Consider the following 22,030-nt stretch of genomic DNA (forward strand, 5'->3'; position numbering starts at 1 on the left):
GACAGGCAATAAAAAGCCCGATCAGCACAAAAGGATGATCGGGCAGTGCACCTAAGGAGCAACAGGTACCAAGGGAAGTCGGTGGAGCGCGGGGGTCAGGCGACCTGGGCGAGTTTTGCTTTGGCCTGATTCAGGCCTTTCTCGAGGAAGTCACCGCCCATGTTCAGGCCTTCGGCGTGGATGAAGGTGACGTCGTGGATGCCGACAAAACCGAGCACTTGACGCAGGTAGGGCTCCTGATGGTCGAGGCTGCTGCCCGCATAGATACCGCCACGAGCGGTCAACACATAGGCACGTTTGCCGATGAGCAGCCCCTGAGGACCTGTCTCGCCGTATTTAAAGGTCACGCCAGCACGCAGCACATGGTCGAACCAGGCTTTGAGGGTGCTGGGGATCGCAAAGTTGTACATGGGCGCGGCCAACACCAACACATCGGCTGCGACCAGTTCATCCGTCAGCTGAGTGGAGCGCTCAAGGGCCAGTTGCTCGGTTTCATTGCGTTGCTCGGCTGGTTTCATCCAGCCTCCGAGCAAGGTTGAATCCAGATGCGGCACAGGGTTGATCGCCAGGTCACGCACGGTTATCTGATCCGCCGGATGCGCAGCCTGCCATTGGCTGATGAATTGCTGGGTCAATTGGCGTGAGACCGAGTCTTGCTGGCGGGCGCTGCTTTCAATGATCAGTACGCGGGACATGGGATGTTGCCTCCATCGAAGAGTGTCTTGAGTCGATGGAGTGAAGGTTAAACAGGAGCGAATCGATTAAAAAGCGTAAAAACCTGCTACAAACCATCTAATAAATTGTTTTATCGAAAACGGGGCATTACTCTCGCTGAAGAGCGGAAGCAGCCCCGAGCGCCCGAGCGAGCGTTTTATTTAGGCGCGCAGGTCAGCTTGATCCGCAGTTTGATGATGCTGCGGCTGAACTTGGCTGAGACATCCACACTGCTTTTAGGAGGGATCTGCACCCGCCGAGTACGTGGTGCTTCGGGGCCATTGCTGAACACCACCGTGCACTGCGCATCAGAAGCACCATAGTTGTGCAGCGTAATAGCGCCCATGTCGTAGTCGGTATCGTGGCTTGTGTAGTCGACCTGGGCACCGTTGTATTCCTTTTCCACGTCAATCGGATACGCGAAAGCAGTGACGGGCAACAACGCCAACAACACACAACAGAATTTTTTCATTCGGCAGTCTCCAATTTGGAGTGCCAGCTTAGACAAGAGGAGCGAGTGATGAAAGCGCCCCGCGTGACCCTGGATCAATGGCGGACACTGCAAGCGGTGGTCGACCACGGTGGCTTCGCCCAAGCGGCCGAAGCCTTGCACCGCTCACAGTCTTCCGTGAGCTACACCGTGGCCCGGATGCAAGACCAGCTTGGCGTGCCGTTATTGCGTATCGACGGGCGTAAAGCGGTGTTGACCGACGCTGGCGGGGTGCTCTTGCGTCGCTCCCGGCAGTTGGTCAAGCAGGCCAGCCAACTGGAGGACCTGGCCCACCATATGGAACAAGGCTGGGAGGCAGAGGTACGGCTAGTGGTCGATGCAGCCTACCCTAACGCGCGACTGGTGCGTGCCTTGACCGCGTTCATGCCGCAAAGCCGTGGCTGCCGCGTGCGGTTACGCGAGGAAGTGTTGTCCGGGGTCGAAGAAGTGCTCCTTGAAGGCGTCGCCGATCTGGCCATTAGCGGCTTCAGTATCCCTGGGTACCTGGGGACCGAAATGAGCGCCGTCGAGTTCGTCGCCGTCGCTCACCCTGAGCACCCGCTGCATCAAATGAATCGCGAGTTGAATTTCCAGGACCTGGAAAGTCACCTGCAAGTCGTGATCCGCGACTCCGGCCGTCAACAGCCCCGCGACGTCGGCTGGCTGGGCGCTGAACAACGCTGGACGGTTGGTAGCCTAGCAACCGCCGCAACCTTCGTCAGCAGCGGTTTGGGCTTCGCCTGGCTGCCACGGCACGTGATCGAGCGTGAACTCCAGGAAGGCACACTCAAAGCCCTGCCGCTGGATCAAGGCGGCAGCCGTCATCCGGTGTTCTATCTTTACTCGAGCAAGGACAAATCGCTGGGGCCCGCGACGCAGATTCTGATCGACCTGATCCGCACCTTCGACACGGCCCCGCTGAGCGCCGCATTTGCGGCCCCACAACAAGCCTGACAGGGAAATCGACCATGGCCTTTTTTGAGCATGACGGCTGTTCATTGCACTACGAAGAATATGGTCAGGGTTCGCCGCTGCTATTGGTGCACGGCCTGGGTTCAAGCTGCCAGGACTGGGAATACCAGATCCCGACCCTGGCCGCGCGCTACCGCGTCATTGTCATGGACATGCGCGGCCACGGTCGCTCCGACAAGCCCAACGAGCGCTACAGCATTCCCGGTTTCGCCGCCGACGTCGAAGCGCTGATTGAACATTTGCAGCTGGGGCCGGTGCACCTGGTCGGATTGTCGATGGGCGGTATGATCGGCTTTCAATTGGCGGTCGATCACCCGTCCTTGCTCAAAAGCCTGTGCATCGTGAACAGCGCGCCACAAGTCAAACTCAAAACCGCCAACGACGGCTTGCAATGGGCTAAACGCTGGGGCCTGGGGCGGCTGTTCAGCATGTCCGCCATCGGCAAGGGCCTGGGCCAGACCCTGTTCCCCAAACCCGAGCAAGCCGACCTGCGCAACAAAATCGCCGAGCGCTGGGGGCAAAACGACAAACGCGCTTATCTCGCCAGTTTCGATGCCATCGTCGGTTGGGGCGTGCAGGAAAAACTGTCACGAATCAGTTGCCCGACCCTGATCGTCAGCGCTGATCACGATTACACCCCGGTGGCCTTGAAAGAAGCTTACATGGGCCTGATCCGCCAGGCTCGACTGGTGGTGATCAAGGACTCCCGGCACGCCACGCCGCTGGATCAACCTGAAGCATTCAACCGGGAACTGCTGGCATTTGTCGATGACGCTGAAGCGGCTTCAGGGCGATGAGTGAACCGTAGGGGGCACCTCCATCCGGGCGCTATCCGTTCGGACAGTGCGCCCGGCACTGTCCAAAAAAACCCAAACGTGCTTACCTTGTGCCCTTGATCGCACCCGCATGAATTGCTTTTTTGCAGTCGAAACCACTACCCAGGATCACTGACCCATGCTGAAAAAAATCGTCCTCGCCGCTTGTTCCGTGCTGTTCGCCGCCAATCTGATGGCCGCACAACCGACCGCCAAGCCGACCCACGTGCTGCTGACCACCGACATGGGCGAGATCGTCATCGAGCTTGAAGACACCAAGGCGCCGATCAGCACCCAGAACTTCCTGGGCTATGTCGACAGCGGCTTCTACGCCAACACCATCTTTCACCGGGTCATTCCGGGCTTCATGATTCAGGGCGGCGGGTTTAATCAGTACATGGTACAAAAACCGACCAAAGACCCGATCAAGAACGAAGCCAACAACGGCCTGCACAACGTGCGCGGCACGATCGCAATGGCGCGGACGTCGGACGTAAACTCGGCCACTAGCCAGTTTTTCATCAACCACAAAGACAATGACATGCTCGACAACGGCGCTCGCGACTTCGGTTATGCGGTGTTCGGTAAAGTCATCAAAGGCATGGACGTGGTCGACCAGATCGCTCAGACGCCTACCAGCACCCAAAAAGGCATGCAAAACGTACCCTCAACCCCTGTGTTGATTAAGTCAGCCAAACGTATCGACTAAGTCGATGCACATCGGGCCGCCTGAAACCGCCGTGAGCAACGTCGGAGGCAGGCGGTGTGATGAGGGAAGTTTTTCACCTGCAAGGAGAGCCCGCCGCGGCGGGCGTCAGAACCAATGTTCTATCGTCGTTTTGAACAACTGATCGATATTTTCCGCGACGCCCCCACTGCCGCCCCACCGAACCAAGTCCTGCCGTTTTACATCTATTACCTGCGTCAGGTCTGGCCGAGTTTCGCCGCGTTGTTGGTGGTCGGGCTGATTGGCGCCCTGATCGAAGTCGCGCTGTTCAGTTACCTGAGCCGGATCATCGACCTGGCCCAAGGCACCCCCAATGCCGATTTCTTCAGTGTGCACAGCACTGAGCTGATCTGGATGGCCGTGGTTGCGCTGGTGTTCCGACCGATCTTCGTCGGCCTGCACGACCTGCTGGTGCATCAGACCATCAGTCCTGGCATGACCAGCATGATTCGCTGGCAGAACCACAGCTATGTGCTCAAACAGAGCCTCAACTTTTTCCAGAACGACTTCGCCGGACGCATCGCCCAGCGGATCATGCAGACCGGTAACTCGCTACGTGATTCTGCGGTGCAAGCGGTGGACGCGTTGTGGCATGTGCTGATCTACGCCATCGGCTCGCTGGTGCTGTTCGCCGAAGCCGACTGGCGCCTGATGATCCCGCTGTTGGCCTGGATCGTCTGCTACATCCTCGCCCTGTGCTACTTCGTGCCGAGAGTCAAAGAACGCTCGGTGGTGTCGTCGGAGGCCCGCTCCAAGCTGATGGGTCGGATTGTCGACGGCTACACCAATATCACCACCCTCAAACTGTTCGCTCACACTAATTTCGAGCAGCAATACGCTCGGGAAGCGATCAGAGAACAGACCGAAAAAAGCCAACTGGCCGGTCGGGTGGTCACGTCCATGGACACGGTGATCACCACCATGAACGGGGTGTTGATCGTCAGCACCACCGGCCTGGCGCTGTGGTTGTGGACTCAATCCTCGATTTCGGTCGGCGCCATTGCCCTGGCAACCGGGCTGGCGATCCGCATCGTCAACATGTCCGGCTGGATCATGTGGGTGGTCAACGGCATTTTCGAGAACATCGGCATGGTCCAGGACGGCCTGCAAACCATTGCTCAACCGGTCAGCGTCACCGACCGCGAGTCAGCGCCTGCATTGAAGGTCGAGCGCGGCGGTGTGAAGTTCGAGCATGTCGATTTCCACTACGGCAAAAGCAGCGGCATCATCCACGGCCTGAATCTGGACATCAAACCCGGTGAAAAAATCGGCTTGATCGGGCCATCCGGCGCGGGCAAATCAACGTTGGTCAACCTGCTCCTGCGCCTGTATGACCTACAAGGCGGGCAGATTCTGGTCGATGGGCAGGACATTTCTCACGTTGCCCAGGAAAGCCTGCGCGAACGCATTGGCATGATCACCCAGGACACCTCGCTACTGCACCGTTCAATCCGTGACAACTTGCTCTATGGCAAACCCGACGCCACCGATGCAGAACTGTGGGAAGCGGTGCGCAAGGCTCGCGCCGATGAGTTTATTCCACTGCTATCCGACGCTGAAGGCCGCACAGGCTTCGACGCGCATGTCGGCGAGCGCGGGGTCAAACTGTCGGGTGGTCAACGGCAGCGGATCGCTATTGCCCGCGTACTGCTCAAGGACGCGCCCATCCTGATCATGGACGAGGCGACCTCAGCCCTGGATTCGGAGGTTGAAGCGGCGATCCAGGAAAGTCTGGAAACCCTGATGCAAGGCAAAACGGTGATCGCCATCGCCCACCGGCTCTCGACTATCGCCCGCATGGACCGCCTGGTGGTTCTGGAAAAAGGCCAGATCGCCGAGAGCGGCACCCATGCTGAATTGCTGGCCCATGGCGGCCTGTATGCGCGGCTGTGGCAGCATCAGACTGGTGGGTTTGTCGGAATTGATTGAAGGTGGCTCGATCAGCTGCCTTGAACCTCAATCCTGCCGATACGGCAACGCTGCTCGAGCCTCTTCGGCGTAGGCCAGGATGCCTTCGCTCTCCTGGTCGAGGAAGTCGCTGACCGCCGCCTTCAACCCTGGATGCGCCAGGTAATGCCAGGAGTGGGTGATGACCGGTTCAAAGCCTCGAATCAACTTGTGTTCGCCCTGAGCGCCGGCATCAAAACGCTGCACCCCATGGGCAATCGCGTAATCCATGCCTTGGTAAAAGCAGGTCTCGAAGTGCAGCCGGTCGAACTCGGCCAGACACCCCCAGTAGCGCCCATAGAAACTGTCGCCGCCAATCAGGCTGAACGCCATCGCCACCGGCCTTGAACCCTGCTTGGCCAAGACCACTCGGATCGCTTCGGGCATACGCTCTGCCAGGAGGCTGAAGAACTCGCGGGTCAGGTACGGCGTTTGTCGACGTACTGCATAGGTGTTGGCATAGCAGGCATACACGAAGTCCCATTGCGCTTCGCTCAGTTGATGGCCTTCGAGCCATTCGAACTCAATGCCCTGCCCCGCCACTTGTTCGCGTTCTTTGCGCATCTGCTTACGCTTACGGGAACTCAAGGCGTCGAGAAAGTCCTGGAAGTCGCGATAACCACGATTCTGCCAATGAAACTGGCAACCCAGCCGCTGCAACCAACCCTGCTGTTCCGCCAGCAAGGTATCGGCCACCGGATCGGTGAAGTTGATGTGCACGCTCGACAGCTTTTCGATTTCGATATAACCGGGCAGGCTCGCCAATAGCTCAATCCCGGCTTCCGGGGTCGCCGACAGCAAACGCGGCCCGCTCACCGGGCTGAACGGCACGGCGACCAACAGCTTCGGGTAATAGTCGATACCGGCGCGTTTGCAGGCATCGGCCCACGCGTGGTCAAACACGTACTCGCCATAGGAATGCCATTTACGGTAGCTGGGCAGCGCCGCAATCAGTTGGCCGTTTTCGTAGTGCAGCAAGTGTTCTGCTCGCCAACCTGAATGTGGGCCGAGGCTGCCGCTGTCTTCCAGTGAGCTGAGGAAGGCGTGGCGTAAAAAAGGCTGGGCAGTGGGCACCAAGGCATCCCACAGCTCAGGTGCCAGCGCTGAAAGGCTGTCCAAACGTTGTAGCGGCATCAGCATTCCCCACGCGTTATCGCACACAAGCCTGGCGAGTATCGCGCATCCTCTGAGTAAGCCGAAATAAAAAAAACGGACGAGACAGCGCCGTTGCCACGTCTAAATCCTTACCGAATACCTGCTGCTCATGCACCAAGTGTCGGCCGATCTAACCCGAATAGGCAACCGGCGCCTCAAAGAGACATCGTCGATCAATGCTTACGCAGAATTACGCTGCCGATTGAGTAGCCAGCACCGAACGAGCTGAGCACGCCCAGTGCGCCACTCGGCAAGTCGTCTTGGTATGTGTGCAGCGCGATCACTGAACCGGCCGAGCTGGTATTGGCGTAAGTGTCGAGAATCACTGGCGCCTCTTCCAGCGAGGCTTCGCGGCCCAGCAGTTTTTTCACAATCAAGTGGTTCATGCTGAGGTTGGCTTGATGCAACCAGAAACGTTTGATGTCCCTGACGTCCAGAGCGTTTTCCTGCAAATGGGTGCCGATCAGCTCTGCCACCATCGGGCACACGTCACGGAACACTTTGCGGCCTTCCTGAACGAACAGCTTGTCCGGGGCACCGATGCCCTCTTCTGCCGCGCGATTGAGGAAGCCGAAGTTGTTACGAATATTGTTGGAGAATTTGGTCAGCAGTTTGGTACTGACAATGTCGAACTGATGCGGTGAGGTCGCCAGGTCCGCGCGTTCAATCACCACCGCCGTAGCGGCGTCGCCGAAGATAAAGTGGCTGTCGCGGTCACGGAAATTCAGGTGGCCGGTGCAGATTTCCGGGCTTATGACCAATACCGCCCGGGCCTGGCCCAACTTAACGGTGTTGCACGCTTGCTGGATGCCGAACGTCGCGGACGAACAAGCAACATTCATGTCAAAGCCGAAACCCTGGACACCCAGCGCTTCCTGAATTTCGATAGAGATCGCCGGATAAGCACGTTGCAGGTTGGAGCAGGCGACAATCACGCCGTCGATATCGGCAGCGGTTTTGCCTGCACGTTGCAAGGCTTGTTCGGCGGCAGCGACGCCCATCTGACAGAGGATCGACCACTCGTCATTGGAGCGCTCTGGCAAACGCGGCGCCATGCGCAGCGGATCGAGAATGCCTTCCTTGTCCATGACGAAACGGCTTTTGATGCCGGATGCTCTTTCGATAAAAGCTGCGCTCGACTCTGTCAGCGCCTGAACGTCTCCACGCTCAATCGCTGACGCGTTTTCGGCATTGAACAGGGCGACATAGGCATTGAAGGACTGCACCAGCTCATCGTTGGAAATGCTGTTGGCCGGGGTATACAGGCCAGTGCCACTGATGACGACGTTATACACGGTCGTTCCTCTCTTATTGATCGTTGCAAGCAACGACTTGCTGGGCTTGAAGATTGGTACAAACGTACCAATACGTACGAAAAACTGTCCCGTTAAGGCACGGGTTTCAGGTTGGATCACTTGGCAGGCGGGCCGACCTTCGGCGACTGAGCTTCCGTTTTCGCGAATTCACTCGCGAAAACGTCGGCACGGTCAGCAACGTTCTATCAGACAGCCTGCGGACAATGGTGCGAAGTGTGCCATATCGGCCCGATTTTCGCGCTATTCAGCCATCCACCTGGCTCCATTGCTTACTCAGACGCTTGTCCGAAACCGGAATTTTTGTCCCCAACTGCTGGGCAAACAGCGACACGCGATACTCCTCCAGCCACCAGCGATACAGCACCAACTCAGCGTCGCGCTTGCCTTCCTGGGCATGCTTGCTGGCGCGGGCCTGATACTGAGCCCACAAGCCCGCCAGTTCGATGCTCCAGACCCGGTCTTTCTGCACTTGGCCAGGTAGTTTTTCCAGGCGCATTTCGATGGATTTCAAATAGCGCGGCAGCTCCTTGAGCCACTGTGCAGGCGTTTCGCGGACGAAGCCCGGATACACCAGATACTTCAACTGCGACTTGATGTCGTTGAGCGCTACCGCCTGCGCCAGATCAATCTTGCCCTTGAAGCGCTTTTGCAGGCCATGCCACAGGGTCAGGATATCCAGTGTCAGTTTCGCCAGGCGCTCAGCATGCTCGGTCCAGCCGGCACGTTTGCGTTCGGCCAGTGCTGCCAGCCCGGCACCGTCACGCGGCAGGCTGTCTTCGCCATCGAGAATGCAGCTGTCGAGGCTGGCCAACAGAATGTCTTCGATCAACCCATCGACCCGGCCCAGCTCGCGGTGGAGCAACGCCAGTTCGGTCTGCCCCGGCAATTTGCTGCGCAGGAACTTGGCGGGTTCGGCGAGTTGCTGCAACAGCAGACGCTGCAAGGCTCGGCGGTGTTGATACTCGGCCTCAGCAGGCGTCGAGAAGCGCCCTTCCTTGACCGTGCCCGACTCTTCGACCAGCGCCGGGTAAACCGTCATCGACAGGCCCGCGATGTTTTGTTGGGTTTTTTCGGCTACCGGGGCGAAGATTTTGGCCTCGACAGGCAACTGGCTTTTCGAGGTGTGCGGCGCAGCCAATGCCGCTTGGCTGGCCTCGGCGAAACGCGCGGTCAACTCGGCCAAATCACGCCCTTCGCCGAGGAATTTCCCGCTGCCGTCAAGGATTTCCAGGTTCATCTTCAGGTGATTTTCAAGCTGCTGGGTCGCTTCGACCCAGGCTTCATCCGTCACTCGCGCGCCGGTCATGCGCAGCAATTCACGACCCAGCGCATGGGGCAACGAGCCCTCGCCGAAGGTGATGCGCTGCAGGGCCGCCTTGATGAAGTCGGGCACCGGCACAAAGTTTTTGCGAACCGCCTTGGGCAGGTTGCGCACCAACGCGATGCATTTGGTTTCCAGCAACCCCGGTACCAGCCATTCCAGACGCTCGCCAGGCAATACCGGCAGCAACGGCGCGGGCACCCGCAGGGTTACCCCGTCGCGCGGATGATTGGGCTCGAAGTGATAACTCAGGGCCAGGGTCAGATCGCCCAGGCGCAGGGTGTCCGGGTAATACGCGGCCGTGATTTCGCTGGCTTCGCGGGCCAGCACGTCTTCTTCGCGCATGATCAGCAGCTGCGGATTTTTCTGGCTTTCGACCTTGTACCAACTGTCGAAGGTCGCGGTTTGATGAATCTCCGCCGGGACCCGTGCTTCGTAGAAACTGAATAGCGTGTCTTCGTCGGCCAGGATGTCACGACGGCGGGCCTTGGCCTCCAGTTCGTCGAGTTGTTCCAGCAACTGAGTGTTGGCGGTCAGGCATTTAGCCCGCGAAAGAATCTCGCCACGCACCAGCCCTTCACGGATAAACAGTTCACGGGATACCTGAGGATCGATCGGCCCGTAATGCACCGGACGCCGACCGACCACGATCAGGCCGAACAACGTGATCTGCTCGAACGCAACGACCTGGCCGCGCTTTTTCTCCCAATGCGGCTCGAAATGGTTCTTCTTGATCAGGTGCCCGGCCAACGGCTCGATCCAGTCCGCATCGATCTTGGCCACCATGCGCGCGTAGAGCTTGGTGGTCTCCACCAGCTCGGCGGCCATCAGCCATTGCGGGCGTTTCTTGCCCAGCCCGGACGACGGATGAATCCAGAACCGCCGCTGGCGCGCGCCGAGGTAATCACCGTCTTCGGTCTTCTGCCCGATTTGGCTGAGCAAGCCCGACAGCACGGCCTTGTGCAACTTGGTGTAATCGGCCGGTTCGTGGTTGACCGTTAACTGCAGGTCACGGCAGATCAGGCTCAATTGCCGATGGGAATCGCGCCACTCGCGCAGGCGCAGGTAGTTGAGGAAGTTTTTGCGGCACCAGTTGCGTAGCGGGCTGGCAGTCAGGGCCAGGCGTTGTTCTTCAAAACCGCGCCACAAATTGACCAACCCGGCAAAGTCGGAATCGATGTCCTTCCATTGCGCATGGGCCTGATCCGCCGCCTGCTGCCGCTCGGGCGGACGTTCTCGTACGTCCTGCACGGACATGGCGCTGGCAACGATCAAGACTTCCTGCAAGCTGCCTTGTTTGGCCGCCTCCAGCAACATGCGCCCCATGCGCGGGTCCACCGGCAAACGTGCCAACTGGCGACCCAGCGATGTCAGTTGGTTCTCGCGGTTGACCGCCGACAGCTCTTGCAACAGGTTGAAACCGTCGCTGATGGCCTTGCCATCGGGTGGCTCGATAAAGGGGAAGTCGGTGATCTCGCCCAGACGCAGATGGAGCATCTGCAGAATCACGGCCGCCAGGTTGGTCCGCAGGATTTCCGGATCAGTGAACTCCGGTCTGCCGTTGAAGTCCTCCTCGCTGTACAAGCGCACGCACAGCCCCGGCTCGACCCGGCCGCAACGGCCTTTGCGCTGGTTGGCGCTGGCTTGCGAAACCGCTTCGATGGGCAGACGCTGAACCTTGGCGCGATAGCTGTAACGGCTGATCCGCGCAGTACCGCTGTCAATCACGTAGCGAATGCCTGGCACCGTCAACGAGGTTTCGGCAACGTTGGTCGCCAGCACCACACGCCGTCCAGGATGGGACTGGAAAATCCGCTGCTGTTCAGCCGGAGACAGGCGTGCGTACAACGGCAGGATTTCAGTGTGTTTGAGTTGGGCCTTGCGCAGCATCTCGGCGGCATCACGGATTTCCCGTTCGCCCGGCAAAAACACCAGCACATCGCCGGGGCTCTTGCGTTCGCTACGCTCGAACGCTTCCAGTTCATCAAGGGTCGCCAGAATCGCCTGATCGACCGTCAAGTCGTCCTCGACCGCATTGCCCTCTTCGTCCTGCTGGGACGTCAGAGGGCGGTACCAGGTTTCCACCGGAAACGTGCGACCCGAGACTTCGACAATCGGCGCGTCATTGAAATGCTCGGAGAAACGCTGCAGGTCGATGGTCGCCGAGGTGATGATGAGTTTCAGGTCAGGGCGACGCGGCAGCAGGGTTTTCAAGTAGCCGAGCAGGAAGTCGATGTTCAGGCTGCGTTCGTGAGCTTCATCGACGATGATCGTGTCGTAGCGTTCCAGGTAGCGGTCGTGCTGGGTTTCAGCCAGCAGAATACCGTCGGTCATCAGCTTGATCAGGGTGTTGCTGTCACTTTGATCTTCGAAACGCACTTGATAGCCAACCAGCGCGCCCAGCGGCGTCCCCAGTTCTTCGGCGACCCGGCTTGCCACGCTGCGCGCAGCGATCCGGCGCGGCTGGGTATGACCGATCAGGCCGTGCTGCCCACGACCGATTTCCAGGCAGATCTTCGGCAACTGCGTGGTTTTGCCTGACCCGGTTTCGCCCGCAATGATCAGCACCTGATGCTTGAGCAACGCCGCTTTGATCTCGTCGCGCTTGGCGGCAATCGGCAGGCTGTCGTCGTAGCGAATCACCGGCAGGCTGTCGCGCCGGGCCGTGACCTGGGCAAAAGACGCCTGCACGCGCGCCGTCCACTGCGCCAGCTTGGCCTCGTTGGGCTTCTTTTGAAGCTCATGCAACTGACGACGAAAGCGATGACGATCAGAAATCATCGCGTGGTCGAGGTTTCTCAGCAATTGGTCGATGGAGGGCGATTCGTCAGTCATCAGGTGCGCAGAGTCTTTTGATGGGTGCAAAGGCGGGGATTGTCGCACAACACAATCCCTGTAGGCGCTGCCGGAGGCTGCGATTGGCCGCGAAGCGGTCATACGGACCTTATCGCGGGCAAGCGCGCGCCTACAAAAACAATCAAGCCCCGCATCGGCGGGGCTTGGGGTGTAGCGCTGCCTGGCTTATTTTTTCAGCCCGAGTTTTTTCAGTTCTTCATCACGCAGTTCCCGGCGCAGGATCTTGCCGACGTTGGTGGTCGGCAACGCGTTGCGAAATTCGACCGACTTCGGCACTTTATAGCCCGTGACATTGGCACGCATGTGTTCCATGACCTGGTCTTTGGTCAGGGTCACACCCGGCTTGACGACGATGAACAGCTTGATCGCCTCACCAGATTTTTCGTCAGGGATACCGATGGCGGCGCACTGCAGGACGCCGGGCAACATCACCAGCACGTCTTCCAGTTCGTTGGGGTAGACGTTGAAACCGGAGATCAGAATCATGTCTTTCTTGCGATCGACAATGCGCAAGTAACCGTCTGGCTGGATGATCGCGATGTCGCCGGTTTTCAACCAGCCCTCGGCGTCGAGCATTTCATCGGTGGCTTCCTGATTGTGCCAGTAGCCCTTCATGACTTGCGGGCCTTTGACACACAACTCACCGACCCCGCCCAACGGCAACTCATTGCCTTCGTCGTCGATCACCCGGCACAACGTGGATGGCACCGGAATACCGATGGTGCCCACCTGTATCTTCTGGATCGGATTGACCGTGGCCACCGGGCTGGTTTCGGTCATGCCGTAACCTTCGCAGATTGCGCAGCCGGTCACTGCTTCCCAGCGCTCGGCGGCGGCCAATTGCAGGGCCATGCCGCCGGACAGGGTGACTTTCAAGGCAGAGAAGTCGAGTTTGCGGAACGCTTCGTTATTGCACAGCGCCACAAACAAGGTGTTGAGGCCGACAAAACCACTGAACTTCCACTTCGACAGCTCCTTGACCATCGCCGGCAGGTCGCGCGGGTTGCTGATCAGGATGTTGTGGTTGCCGATCAGCATCATCGACATGCAGTGAAAGGTGAAGGCATAGATGTGATACAGCGGCAGCGGCGTGATCAGAATCTCGCACCCTTCATGCAGGTTGGAGCCCATCAGCGCCTTGCATTGCAGCATGTTGGCGATCAGGTTGCGGTGGGTCAGCATGGCACCCTTGGCCACACCTGTGGTGCCGCCGGTGTACTGCAACACTGCGACGTCGCTACTGACAGGCGAAGCGTCCTTCACCGGCTGACCACGGCCCTTGCTCAGCACATCGTTGAGTTTGATCGCCTTGGGCAAGTGATACGCCGGGACCATTTTCTTCACGTACTTGATCACGCTGTTGATCAGCAGACGCTTGAGCGGTGACAGCATATCCGCCACTTCGGTAACGATGACGTACTGAACCTGGGTCTTGGGCACCACTTTTTCGGCCAGGTGCGCCATGTTCGCCAGGCACACCAGCGCCTTCGCGCCAGAGTCGTTGAACTGATGTTCCATCTCCCGCGCGGTGTACAGCGGGTTGGTGTTGACCACGATCAAGCCGGCGCGGATAGCTCCAAACACAGCGATCGGGTACTGCAGCAAATTGGGCAACTGCACGGCGATACGGTCGCCCGGTTGCAGGTTGGTGTGCTGCTGCAGATAAGCAGCAAACGCACCCGATAATTCATACAGCTCACCGTAAGTGAGGGTCTTGCCCAGGTTGCTGAAAGCCGGTTTATTGGCGAAACGCTCACAAGACTGCTTCAATACCGCCTGAATATTTGGATACTCGTCAGGATTGATATCGGCAGCAATGCCAGACGGATATTTATCCTTCCAGAAATTTTCGATCATGGAAGCCGACTCCTCAGCGACAGCGAATTCTACACACCGCTTGAATGCGATTATTTTTTTGTGTTTTGTTGCGGGCTTTTTTGCTTGCCAATGGGGCAAAAAGCGGGCCGAGAGTAGCAGCTTTGCCATGGGTCGACTAGAGCCAATAGCGGCCCATATAGTCACAATTGTGACTTTTTAATATGCTCAGGTCACATTTAGAGCAAAGATACTATTCAGCGAGAACCGGAGTGTCAGGGACACCGCGATGGCGGTATTTCAGGTATTCCGCGTCAAACCGCTCGCCAATAAATTCGCGCCCACAGATTTGTGAATAACCTGTGGGCGCGAGTTTATTCGCGATGTCGATGTGTCTGGCACACCGCTTTACGGGACTAATGTCTCAGGCAATATCACGCAACTCACGGCGCAGGATTTTGCCCACAGGGGTCATCGGCAATGAGTCGCGCAGCACGATGTGTTTGGGCACTTTGTAGGCGGTGAAGTTTTCTTTGCAGTAGGCCTTGAGTTCTTCAACACTCACGCCCGACTCCCGCGCCACCACGAACAGCTTCACCGCTTCGCCCGAGCGATCGTCCGGCACGCCGATCACCGCACAACTGGCGACCTGGGGGTGTGCCATGACGACATCTTCGATTTCATTGGGGTACACGTTGAAGCCGGAGACGATGATCATGTCTTTCTTGCGGTCGACGATGCGTACAAAGCCGTCCGGATCAATGACCGCGATGTCGCCGGTCTTCAACCAGCCGTCAGCATCCAGCACCTCGTCGGTGGCCTCAGGTCGCTGCCAATACCCCTTCATCACCTGCGGGCCCTGGATGCACAGTTCGCCACGCTCTCCAATCGCCAGCTCGACCCCGTTGTCATCGATAATTTTCAACGCCGTACCGGGGACAGGAATCCCCACCGTGCCCAGCCGCGCCTGATCGCCGTATGGGTTGGTACAGGCCACCGGGGAGGTTTCGGTCAAGCCGTAACCTTCAACAATTCGGCAACCGGTAAGTTGCTGCCAGCGTTCGGCCGTGGCCTTGACCAGCGCGGTGCCTCCGGAGTTGGTGAGTTTGAGGTTAGAGAAGTCCAGGCTTTTGAAATCAGGGTGCTCCATCAAGGCCACGAACAATGTGTTCAGCCCCAACAACGCCGAGAAGCGCCATTTTTTCAGCTCCTTGATGAAGCCGCCGATGTCCCGTGGGTTGGTGATCAGTACGTTATGGTTGCCGCTGACCATCATGCACATGCAGTTCGCGGTGAAGGCATAGATGTGATAAAGCGGCAACGGCGCGATCATCACTTCGCTGCCCTGTTTGAAAAGTTGGCTGCCGTCCGGGCCATGCTGCGACATGCAGGCATAAACCTGCTGCATGTTCGCCACCAGATTGCCATGGGTGAGCATCGCGCCTTTGGGCAAACCGGTGGTGCCACCGGTGTATTGCAGCACCGCAATATCGTCACTGCTGACCTTGACCCCTTGCAAATGATGGCCGCGCCCCAGCTTCAATACGCTCTTGAACGGGACGGCCTGCGGCAGGCTGAACGCAGGGACCATCTTTTTTACTTTGTCGACCAGGGTATTGACCAACCAGCCTTTGGCCGCAGGCTGCATATCGCCCATTTTTACTTCGATCAGGTACTGGATATCGGTGTCAGGCAGAACGTCCTGCACCAGCTTGCCGAAAATATTCAGGTAGACCAGTGCACGGGCACCTGAGTCCTTGAACTGATGGCGCATTTCGCGAGCGGTGTACAGTGGGTTGGTGTTGACCACGATCAGGCCGGCACGCAACGCGCCAAACACCGCAATCGGGTATTGCAGCAGGTTGGGCATTTGCACCGCGATGCGATCACCCGGCTGCAGGTCAGTCTGTGTTTGCACGTAGGCGGTGAACGCCGCCGAGTAACGTTCCAGCTCGGCGTAAGTGAGGGTTACCCCCATATTGCTGAAAGCCGGGCGATCAGCGAACGTCTTGCAGCAGCGCTCGAACACCTCGTTCACTGACCTGTAAGCGCCGAGGTCCACCTCAGAGAGCACGCCTGCGGGCCGTTTGTCGTTCCAGAATTCAGGTTGCATTGTTTTTTTGTCCTTTTACCTGAGTGTGTCTGGCCCGCTGCATTAAAAGCGGGGCTTGCCGGACGTTAGCAGCTAACACCCACAAGGCAAATAGCGCGCAGTGCGTCATCAACAACGTGAATCTTACTGCTGGTCGGTCTGCAATTTGTCGATGCGCTATACACTGCAAACAGTCGGTCACGCAGGGCATAAGGAATCGCCATGAGTCATGATGCTTTCTGGCTTGATACCCACGATCACAGTCGCCTCTACGTCAGTCATTGGCAGCCATCTGTCACGCCCAGGGCAGTGGTGATGCTGTCGCATGGAATGGCCGAGCACAGCGCTCGCTATGAGCGGTTCGGCACAGCCTTGACTGCCGCGGGTTTCGAGCTCTACGTCCCTGATCAGCGGGGGCATGGTAAAACCGCCGCCCACGGCGTGCTTGGGCACTACGCCGATAAAAACGGCTGGAACAAAGTGGTGGGTGATCTGGCCTGTCTGAGGCAGTACATCGCCCAGACGCATCCCGACCTGCCGGTATTCCTGATGGGCCACAGCATGGGCAGCTATATTGCCCTGGCGTATCTGTTGCTACACAGCGCCGGCCTGCAAGGCGCGATTCTCAGCGGGTCGAACTTTCAGCCGGTTTCGCTTTATCGCAGCGCCCGCCTGATCGCCTGGTTGGAGTGCTGGCGCCAAGGGCCAACCGGGCGCAGTGCGTTGATCGAATGGCTATCATTCGGTTCGTTCAATAAAGCGTTCAAACCCATGCGTACGGCGTTCGACTGGCTCAGCCGCGATCCGCAAGAAGTCGACCGCTACGTCAACGATCCGTTATGCGGCTTCCGCTGTACCAACCAATTCTGGCTCGACATGCTCGCCGGGTTGCAGCACATCAGCAAACCGGCGAACCTTGAACAGATTGATCCAGGCATACCCCTGCTGGTGGTCGGCGGCGAATGTGATCCCGTCAGCAATGGCACGCGTCTCAAAGACCTTGCCGACGCCTTGATTTCGGCGGGCAATCAAGCGGTAGAGCTGAAAATTTACCCACAGGCGCGGCACGAACTGCTCAATGAAACCAACCGCGATGAAGTCACTCGTGATTTACTCACATGGCTGGAGCACGCTCTGGCCAATCCACGACCTCCGCGCACCGAATGAATGAATCGGTTTTTTCAAGACATCGATACGTAAATCGTCAACCAACACGCCACAGGATTATTCAATGACTCAAGTCACCAATACGCCTTACGAAGCTCTCGAAGTCGGCCAGACCGCGAGCTACAGAAAAACTGTCGAAGAGCGTGATATCCAGTTGTTCGCTGCGATGTCGGGCGATCACAACCCGGTGCACCTTGATCCTGAATTCGCTGCCCAAAGCATGTTCAAGGAGCGTATCGCTCACGGCATGTTCAGCGGCGCACTGATCAGCGCGGCAGTCGCATGTGAGTTGCCTGGACCGGGCACTATTTATATCGGTCAGCAAATGAGTTTTCAGAAGCCAGTGAAAATTGGCGACACCCTGACCGTGCGCCTGGAAATTCTGGAAAAGCTGCCAAAATTCCGCGTGCGCATCGCTACCCGTGTATTCAACCAGCGGGATGAACTGGTGGTTGATGGCGAAGCAGAGATCCTCGCCCCTCGCAAGCAACAGACGGTCACCCTGCCGACCTTGCCGCCTATCAGCATCGGCTGAGGTCACCGCGCCCGCACTTTGGTGCGGGCACGACTAAAGTCGAAACGAAAAAAAGGCGACCGAAGTCGCCCAAAGTGCCTTGCGTGCTCATGTACCGAAACGACTCTCAGCCTTACTTGCGCTTATGCGAGTCCTTCCAGATAAAAACTCCCAGGCCTGCGAAAAACAACACCATCAAGCCCACGGTGACAACACCGGCGACAACCACATTATCGAGAAACATAACCGCCTCCCCTGACCTGCCTTGTTCGATAGGGCTAGGTTAGCCAAGGTGACGGTGGGGGAAATTGACCCAGATCAAGCGCCACCGCGACAGCCCACGGCAGGTCGCTAATAACTGATCTGTGTCAAAAAACAGGAGGGAGGGAAGCCAGCAATCAGGGTTTTTTCGGTTTGCCCTTGGGCTTTTTCTTGCCTTTGCCCATCGGCAGCGCCTGCTCGAAAGCCTTGCGCACTTCGTTGAGGCGCTTGTCATTGAGGTCGTGCGTGCGTTTGGCGCGTTCAGCGCCCAAGTCTATCAATTTGTCGTCTTCGCTCATGGTCTGCACGTCTTGACTACGGGGATGCTGCCAATAATGCGGGGTGACGGCGGCCATGACCAGTGGTGATCTGCCTTCTTACACGACAAAACCGTTCAGCGTGACCAGGCATGCAGAGAACCTGTGAAAGACGTCCGAACAACTCAAACCTCTACATCCACCCATAAGCCCTGCCTTGGCTCATCATCCATCAACGCCACCACTGGCACAGTGTTGTCGGCGTTCAATGAATCGCCCGGAACGGCCAGCGGTTCTTCCTGTGCATCCTGATGACCTTTGCCGCGTTGCCGTTCGCGCTGACGCCGCTGCTCTTCACGCAACATGATCGCGGTCTGTTCGGGATCGCGTTTGCGCAGGTCGATAGTGCTTTCGTTAGAACTCGGCTGTACCGGCACCACAGGCGGGATTTCCGGCCTTTGCTTGACGGGGTCGAGTTGCGAGGTGACTGGCACTGCACTCAGCGGAATCATTGGTGGCAGCATGTGTGGTTGTTCTCCTTATTAGCAAGCTGTCGGCTGCCGGTTCGTCGACTTGAGCCGCTTGACGCAAGACTTTCGACTATGTTCCGGCCCACAAGTGCCTTGCACGACCCTGTGCGAGGGCCCGTATCCAATGAATACGGGCTGTTTTGACGGGGCGCTTTGGTTTGGGCGCCCTGATCCGTTAATATAGTCGGCTTTTCACGGCGGGAGTCAGGCAGCATGGCGCAGCAGTATCAACCGGGGCAACGCTGGATTAGTGACAGCGAAGCCGAGCTGGGTTTAGGCACCGTTCTGGCGCAAGACGGCCGCTTGTTGACCGTGCTCTACCCGGCCACTGGCGATACCCGCCAGTACGCACTGCGCAATGCACCGCTTACACGCGTGCGCTTTTCGCCAGGTGACGTGATCACGCACTTCGAAAGCTGGAAGATGACCGTACGCGAAGTCGACGACGTCGACGGCTTACTGGTCTACCACGGCCTCAACGCCCAGAATGAACCTGTCACCCTGCCGGAAACCCAGCTGTCGAACTTCATTCAGTTCCGCTTGGCCTCTGACCGCTTGTTCGCCGGACAGATCGATCCGCTGGCCTGGTTCTCGCTGCGTTACCACACACTCGAGCACACCAGCCGCCAGTTGCAGTCCTCACTGTGGGGCCTGGGCGGCGTTCGTGCGCAGCCCATTGCTCACCAATTGCACATCGCCCGCGAAGTCGCTGACCGTATCGCGCCACGGGTTCTGCTGGCAGACGAAGTAGGCCTGGGTAAAACCATCGAAGCCGGTCTGGTGATCCATCGCCAATTGCTGTCTGGCCGCGCCAATCGAGTGCTGATCCTGGTTCCGGAAAACCTCCAGCACCAATGGCTGGTGGAGATGCGTCGCCGTTTCAACCTGCAAGTGGCGTTGTTCGACGCCGAGCGCTTTATCGAAAGCGATGCCAGCAACCCCTTTGAAGACACGCAACTGGCGCTGGTCGCGCTGGAGTGGCTGGTCGACGACGAAAAGGCCCAAGACGCGCTGTTTGCCGCTGGCTGGGATTTACTGGTGGTCGACGAAGCTCACCACTTGGTCTGGCATGAAGAACAAGCCAGCCCTGAATACTCACTGGTCGAGCAGTTGGCGCAAGTCATACCCGGCGTTCTGTTGCTGACCGCCACCCCGGAACAACTGGGTCAAGACAGCCACTTCGCTCGTCTGCGCCTGCTCGATCCGAATCGTTTCCATGACCTGCACGCGTTTCGTGCAGAAAGCGAAAACTATCGCCCTGTGGCCGAAGCCGTGCAGGAGTTGCTCGATCAGGGCCGCCTGTCACCTAAAGCACACGAAACCATCCACGGATTTCTGGGTGTCGAAGGCGAAGCCCTGCTGGGCGCGGTGGCTGACGGCGATACCGAAGCCAGTGCACGCCTGATCCGCGAATTGCTTGACCGCCATGGCACCGGCCGCGTGCTGTTCCGCAACACCCGGGCTGCCGTGCAAGGCTTTCCGGAGCGAAAACTGCACCCGTATCCACTGCCCTGCCCTGCCGAATACCTGGAATTGCCGGTGGGCGAACATGCCGACCTGTACCCGGAAGTCAGCTTCCAGTCGCAGCCAGACGTCACTGAAGAAGAACGCTGGTGGCGCTTTGACCCGCGGGTCGACTGGTTGATCGACACCCTGAAAATGCTCAAGCGCGTCAAAGTGCTGGTGATCTGCGCTCACGCCGAAACCGCGATGGACCTCGAAGACGCGCTGCGCGTGCGTTCAGGTATCCCCGCCACCGTGTTCCACGAAGGGATGAACATCCTCGAACGTGATCGCGCCGCAGCGTATTTCGCCGATGAAGAGTTTGGCGCGCAAGTGCTGATCTGTTCGGAAATCGGTAGCGAAGGCCGCAACTTCCAGTTCGCCCACCACCTGGTACTGTTCGATCTGCCGGCGCACCCAGACTTGCTGGAACAACGGATCGGTCGTCTCGACCGGATCGGCCAGAAGCACATCATCGAGCTGCATGTACCGTATCTGGAAACCAGCCCGCAAGAGCGTCTGTTCCAGTGGTATCACGAAGCGCTGAACGCCTTCCTTAATACCTGCCCGACCGGTAACGCTCTGCAACACCAATTCGGCCCGCGCCTGCTCCCGCTTCTGGAAAGTGGCGATGACGATGAGTGGCAAGCCCTGGTCGACGCGGCACGCGAGGAACGCATCCGCCTGGAAGGTGAACTGCACAGCGGTCGCGACCGATTGCTGGAGCTCAACTCTGGCGGTGCTGGCGAAGGTCAGGCGCTGGTTGAGGCGATTCTCGAACAGGACGATCAGTTCACCCTGCCGATCTACATGGAAACCCTGTTCGACGCCTTTGGTATCGACAGTGAGGACCATTCGGAAAACGCGCTGATCCTCAAGCCAAGCGAAAAAATGCTCGACGCCAGCTTTCCGCTGGGCGATGACGAAGGCGTGACCATCACCTACGACCGCAATCAGGCGCTCGCGCGTGAAGACATGCAGTTCATCACGTGGGAACACCCGATGGTCCAGGGCGGCATGGACTTGGTATTGGCCGGTTCCATGGGCAACACCGCCGTAGCGCTGATCAAGAACAAGGCGCTGAAACCCGGCACCGTGTTGCTGGAACTGCTCTACGTCAGTGAGGTGGTTGCACCTCGCTCGTTGCAGCTGGGTCGCTACCTGCCTCCAGCGGCATTGCGCTGCTTGCTCGATACCAATGGCAACGATCTGTCGGGCCGTGTTTCGTTCGTGACCTTGAACGAGCAGCTGGAAAGCGTACCGCGTGCCAGCGCCAACAAATTCATCCAGGCGCAGCGCGATGTGCTCAACCCGCAGATCAATGCGGGCGAAGCCAAGATCGCGCCGAAACACGCCGAGCGCGTGGCTGAGGCGCAACGTCGACTGGCCGCCGAGACCGACGAAGAACTGGCACGCCTGACCGCTCTGCAAGCGGTCAATCCGACCGTGCGCGACAGCGAACTGGTCGCGCTGCGTAAACAACGCGAACAGGGCCTGGCCATGCTTGAAAAAGCAGCGCTACGTCTGGAAGCGATTCGGGTGTTGGTAGCCGGTTGATCTGCTGACTGCTTGAACGAC

General features: G+C 58.4%; 17 protein-coding genes. 7 read left to right on the top strand and 10 right to left on the bottom strand.

What is annotated here, in order from left to right; translation table 11 throughout:
* Window positions 1-95 precede the first annotated feature (95 nt).
* Together ACVBEG_RS19935 and ACVBEG_RS19940 are read right to left on the bottom strand one after the other, a co-directional pair.
* Entirely contained in the window at window positions 96-695 is a 600-nt protein-coding gene (locus ACVBEG_RS19935; RefSeq protein ID WP_443690349.1) for an FMN-dependent NADH-azoreductase, read from the bottom strand.
* A gap of 176 nt (window positions 696-871) precedes the next feature.
* A complete protein-coding gene (locus ACVBEG_RS19940; protein ID WP_322181299.1) occupies window positions 872-1,186 on the bottom strand; it encodes a 3-phosphoglycerate kinase in 315 nt (104 codons plus the stop codon).
* 48 nt (window positions 1,187-1,234) lie between these two features.
* Here ACVBEG_RS19940 and ACVBEG_RS19945 point away from each other — a divergent pair, with 48 nt between their 5' ends.
* The 4 genes from ACVBEG_RS19945 (at window position 1,235) to ACVBEG_RS19960 (ending at window position 5,647) form a co-directional block, all read left to right on the top strand.
* Window positions 1,235-2,158 (top strand): LysR family transcriptional regulator, encoded by a 924-nt coding sequence (locus ACVBEG_RS19945; protein ID WP_322181301.1) that lies wholly within the window; start codon window positions 1,235-1,237, stop codon window positions 2,156-2,158.
* 14 nt (window positions 2,159-2,172) lie between these two features.
* Window positions 2,173-2,973, top strand: a complete 801-nt coding sequence (locus ACVBEG_RS19950; RefSeq protein WP_322217558.1) for an alpha/beta fold hydrolase — start codon at window positions 2,173-2,175, stop codon at window positions 2,971-2,973.
* 157 nt (window positions 2,974-3,130) lie between these two features.
* Entirely contained in the window at window positions 3,131-3,700 is a 570-nt protein-coding gene (locus ACVBEG_RS19955; protein WP_322181306.1) for a peptidylprolyl isomerase, read from the top strand.
* A 114-nt stretch (window positions 3,701-3,814) separates the two neighbouring features.
* A complete protein-coding gene (locus tag ACVBEG_RS19960; protein ID WP_443690348.1) occupies window positions 3,815-5,647 on the top strand; it encodes an ABC transporter ATP-binding protein in 1,833 nt (610 codons plus the stop codon).
* A gap of 27 nt (window positions 5,648-5,674) precedes the next feature.
* On the opposite strand, the gene ACVBEG_RS19965 is transcribed toward ACVBEG_RS19960, so the two are convergent.
* The 5 genes from ACVBEG_RS19965 to fadD2 form a co-directional block, all read right to left on the bottom strand.
* Entirely contained in the window at window positions 5,675-6,799 is a 1,125-nt protein-coding gene (locus ACVBEG_RS19965) for a GNAT family N-acetyltransferase (protein ID WP_322181310.1), read from the bottom strand.
* Window positions 6,800-6,993: 194 nt separating this feature from the next.
* Window positions 6,994-8,115: a beta-ketoacyl-ACP synthase III gene (locus tag ACVBEG_RS19970; RefSeq protein WP_322181312.1), complete on the bottom strand. Its 1,122-nt coding sequence runs from the start codon at window positions 8,113-8,115 to the stop codon at window positions 6,994-6,996.
* 265 nt (window positions 8,116-8,380) lie between these two features.
* Complete coding sequence (gene hrpA / locus ACVBEG_RS19975; protein WP_322217562.1) at window positions 8,381-12,292, bottom strand: ATP-dependent RNA helicase HrpA; 3,912 nt, start codon at window positions 12,290-12,292, stop codon at window positions 8,381-8,383.
* A gap of 186 nt (window positions 12,293-12,478) precedes the next feature.
* Window positions 12,479-14,170: a long-chain-fatty-acid--CoA ligase FadD1 gene (gene fadD1 / locus ACVBEG_RS19980; protein WP_447108235.1), complete on the bottom strand. Its 1,692-nt coding sequence runs from the start codon at window positions 14,168-14,170 to the stop codon at window positions 12,479-12,481.
* Window positions 14,171-14,552: 382 nt separating this feature from the next.
* Window positions 14,553-16,241 (bottom strand): long-chain-fatty-acid--CoA ligase FadD2, encoded by a 1,689-nt coding sequence (gene fadD2 / locus ACVBEG_RS19985; RefSeq protein ID WP_322181320.1) that lies wholly within the window; start codon window positions 16,239-16,241, stop codon window positions 14,553-14,555.
* 201 nt (window positions 16,242-16,442) lie between these two features.
* Here fadD2 and ACVBEG_RS19990 point away from each other — a divergent pair, with 201 nt between their 5' ends.
* Both ACVBEG_RS19990 and ACVBEG_RS19995 read left to right on the top strand, forming a co-directional pair.
* Window positions 16,443-17,387: an alpha/beta hydrolase gene (locus tag ACVBEG_RS19990; protein WP_322181322.1), complete on the top strand. Its 945-nt coding sequence runs from the start codon at window positions 16,443-16,445 to the stop codon at window positions 17,385-17,387.
* Between the two features lie 64 nt (window positions 17,388-17,451).
* Entirely contained in the window at window positions 17,452-17,922 is a 471-nt protein-coding gene (locus tag ACVBEG_RS19995) for a MaoC family dehydratase (RefSeq protein WP_447108236.1), read from the top strand.
* A 112-nt stretch (window positions 17,923-18,034) separates the two neighbouring features.
* Here ACVBEG_RS19995 and ccoM read toward each other — a convergent pair whose 3' ends face one another.
* From ccoM to ACVBEG_RS20010, 3 genes are all read right to left on the bottom strand, one after another.
* Window positions 18,035-18,145, bottom strand: coding sequence for a cytochrome c oxidase subunit CcoM (gene ccoM / locus ACVBEG_RS20000; RefSeq protein ID WP_322181324.1), 111 nt, complete (start codon window positions 18,143-18,145; stop codon window positions 18,035-18,037).
* A gap of 154 nt (window positions 18,146-18,299) precedes the next feature.
* On the bottom strand, window positions 18,300-18,518 hold the full coding sequence (locus ACVBEG_RS20005) for a hypothetical protein (RefSeq protein ID WP_322183160.1): 219 nt from the start codon (window positions 18,516-18,518) through the stop codon (window positions 18,300-18,302).
* 86 nt (window positions 18,519-18,604) lie between these two features.
* Entirely contained in the window at window positions 18,605-18,943 is a 339-nt protein-coding gene (locus ACVBEG_RS20010; protein ID WP_322181326.1) for an aspartate-semialdehyde dehydrogenase, read from the bottom strand.
* Window positions 18,944-19,162: 219 nt separating this feature from the next.
* Between ACVBEG_RS20010 and rapA the strand changes: the two genes are divergently transcribed.
* A complete protein-coding gene (rapA, locus tag ACVBEG_RS20015) occupies window positions 19,163-22,009 on the top strand; it encodes an RNA polymerase-associated protein RapA (protein WP_322181328.1) in 2,847 nt (948 codons plus the stop codon).
* Window positions 22,010-22,030 lie beyond the last annotated feature (21 nt).

It is taken from the genome of Pseudomonas sp. GG8 (genome assembly GCF_052976945.1).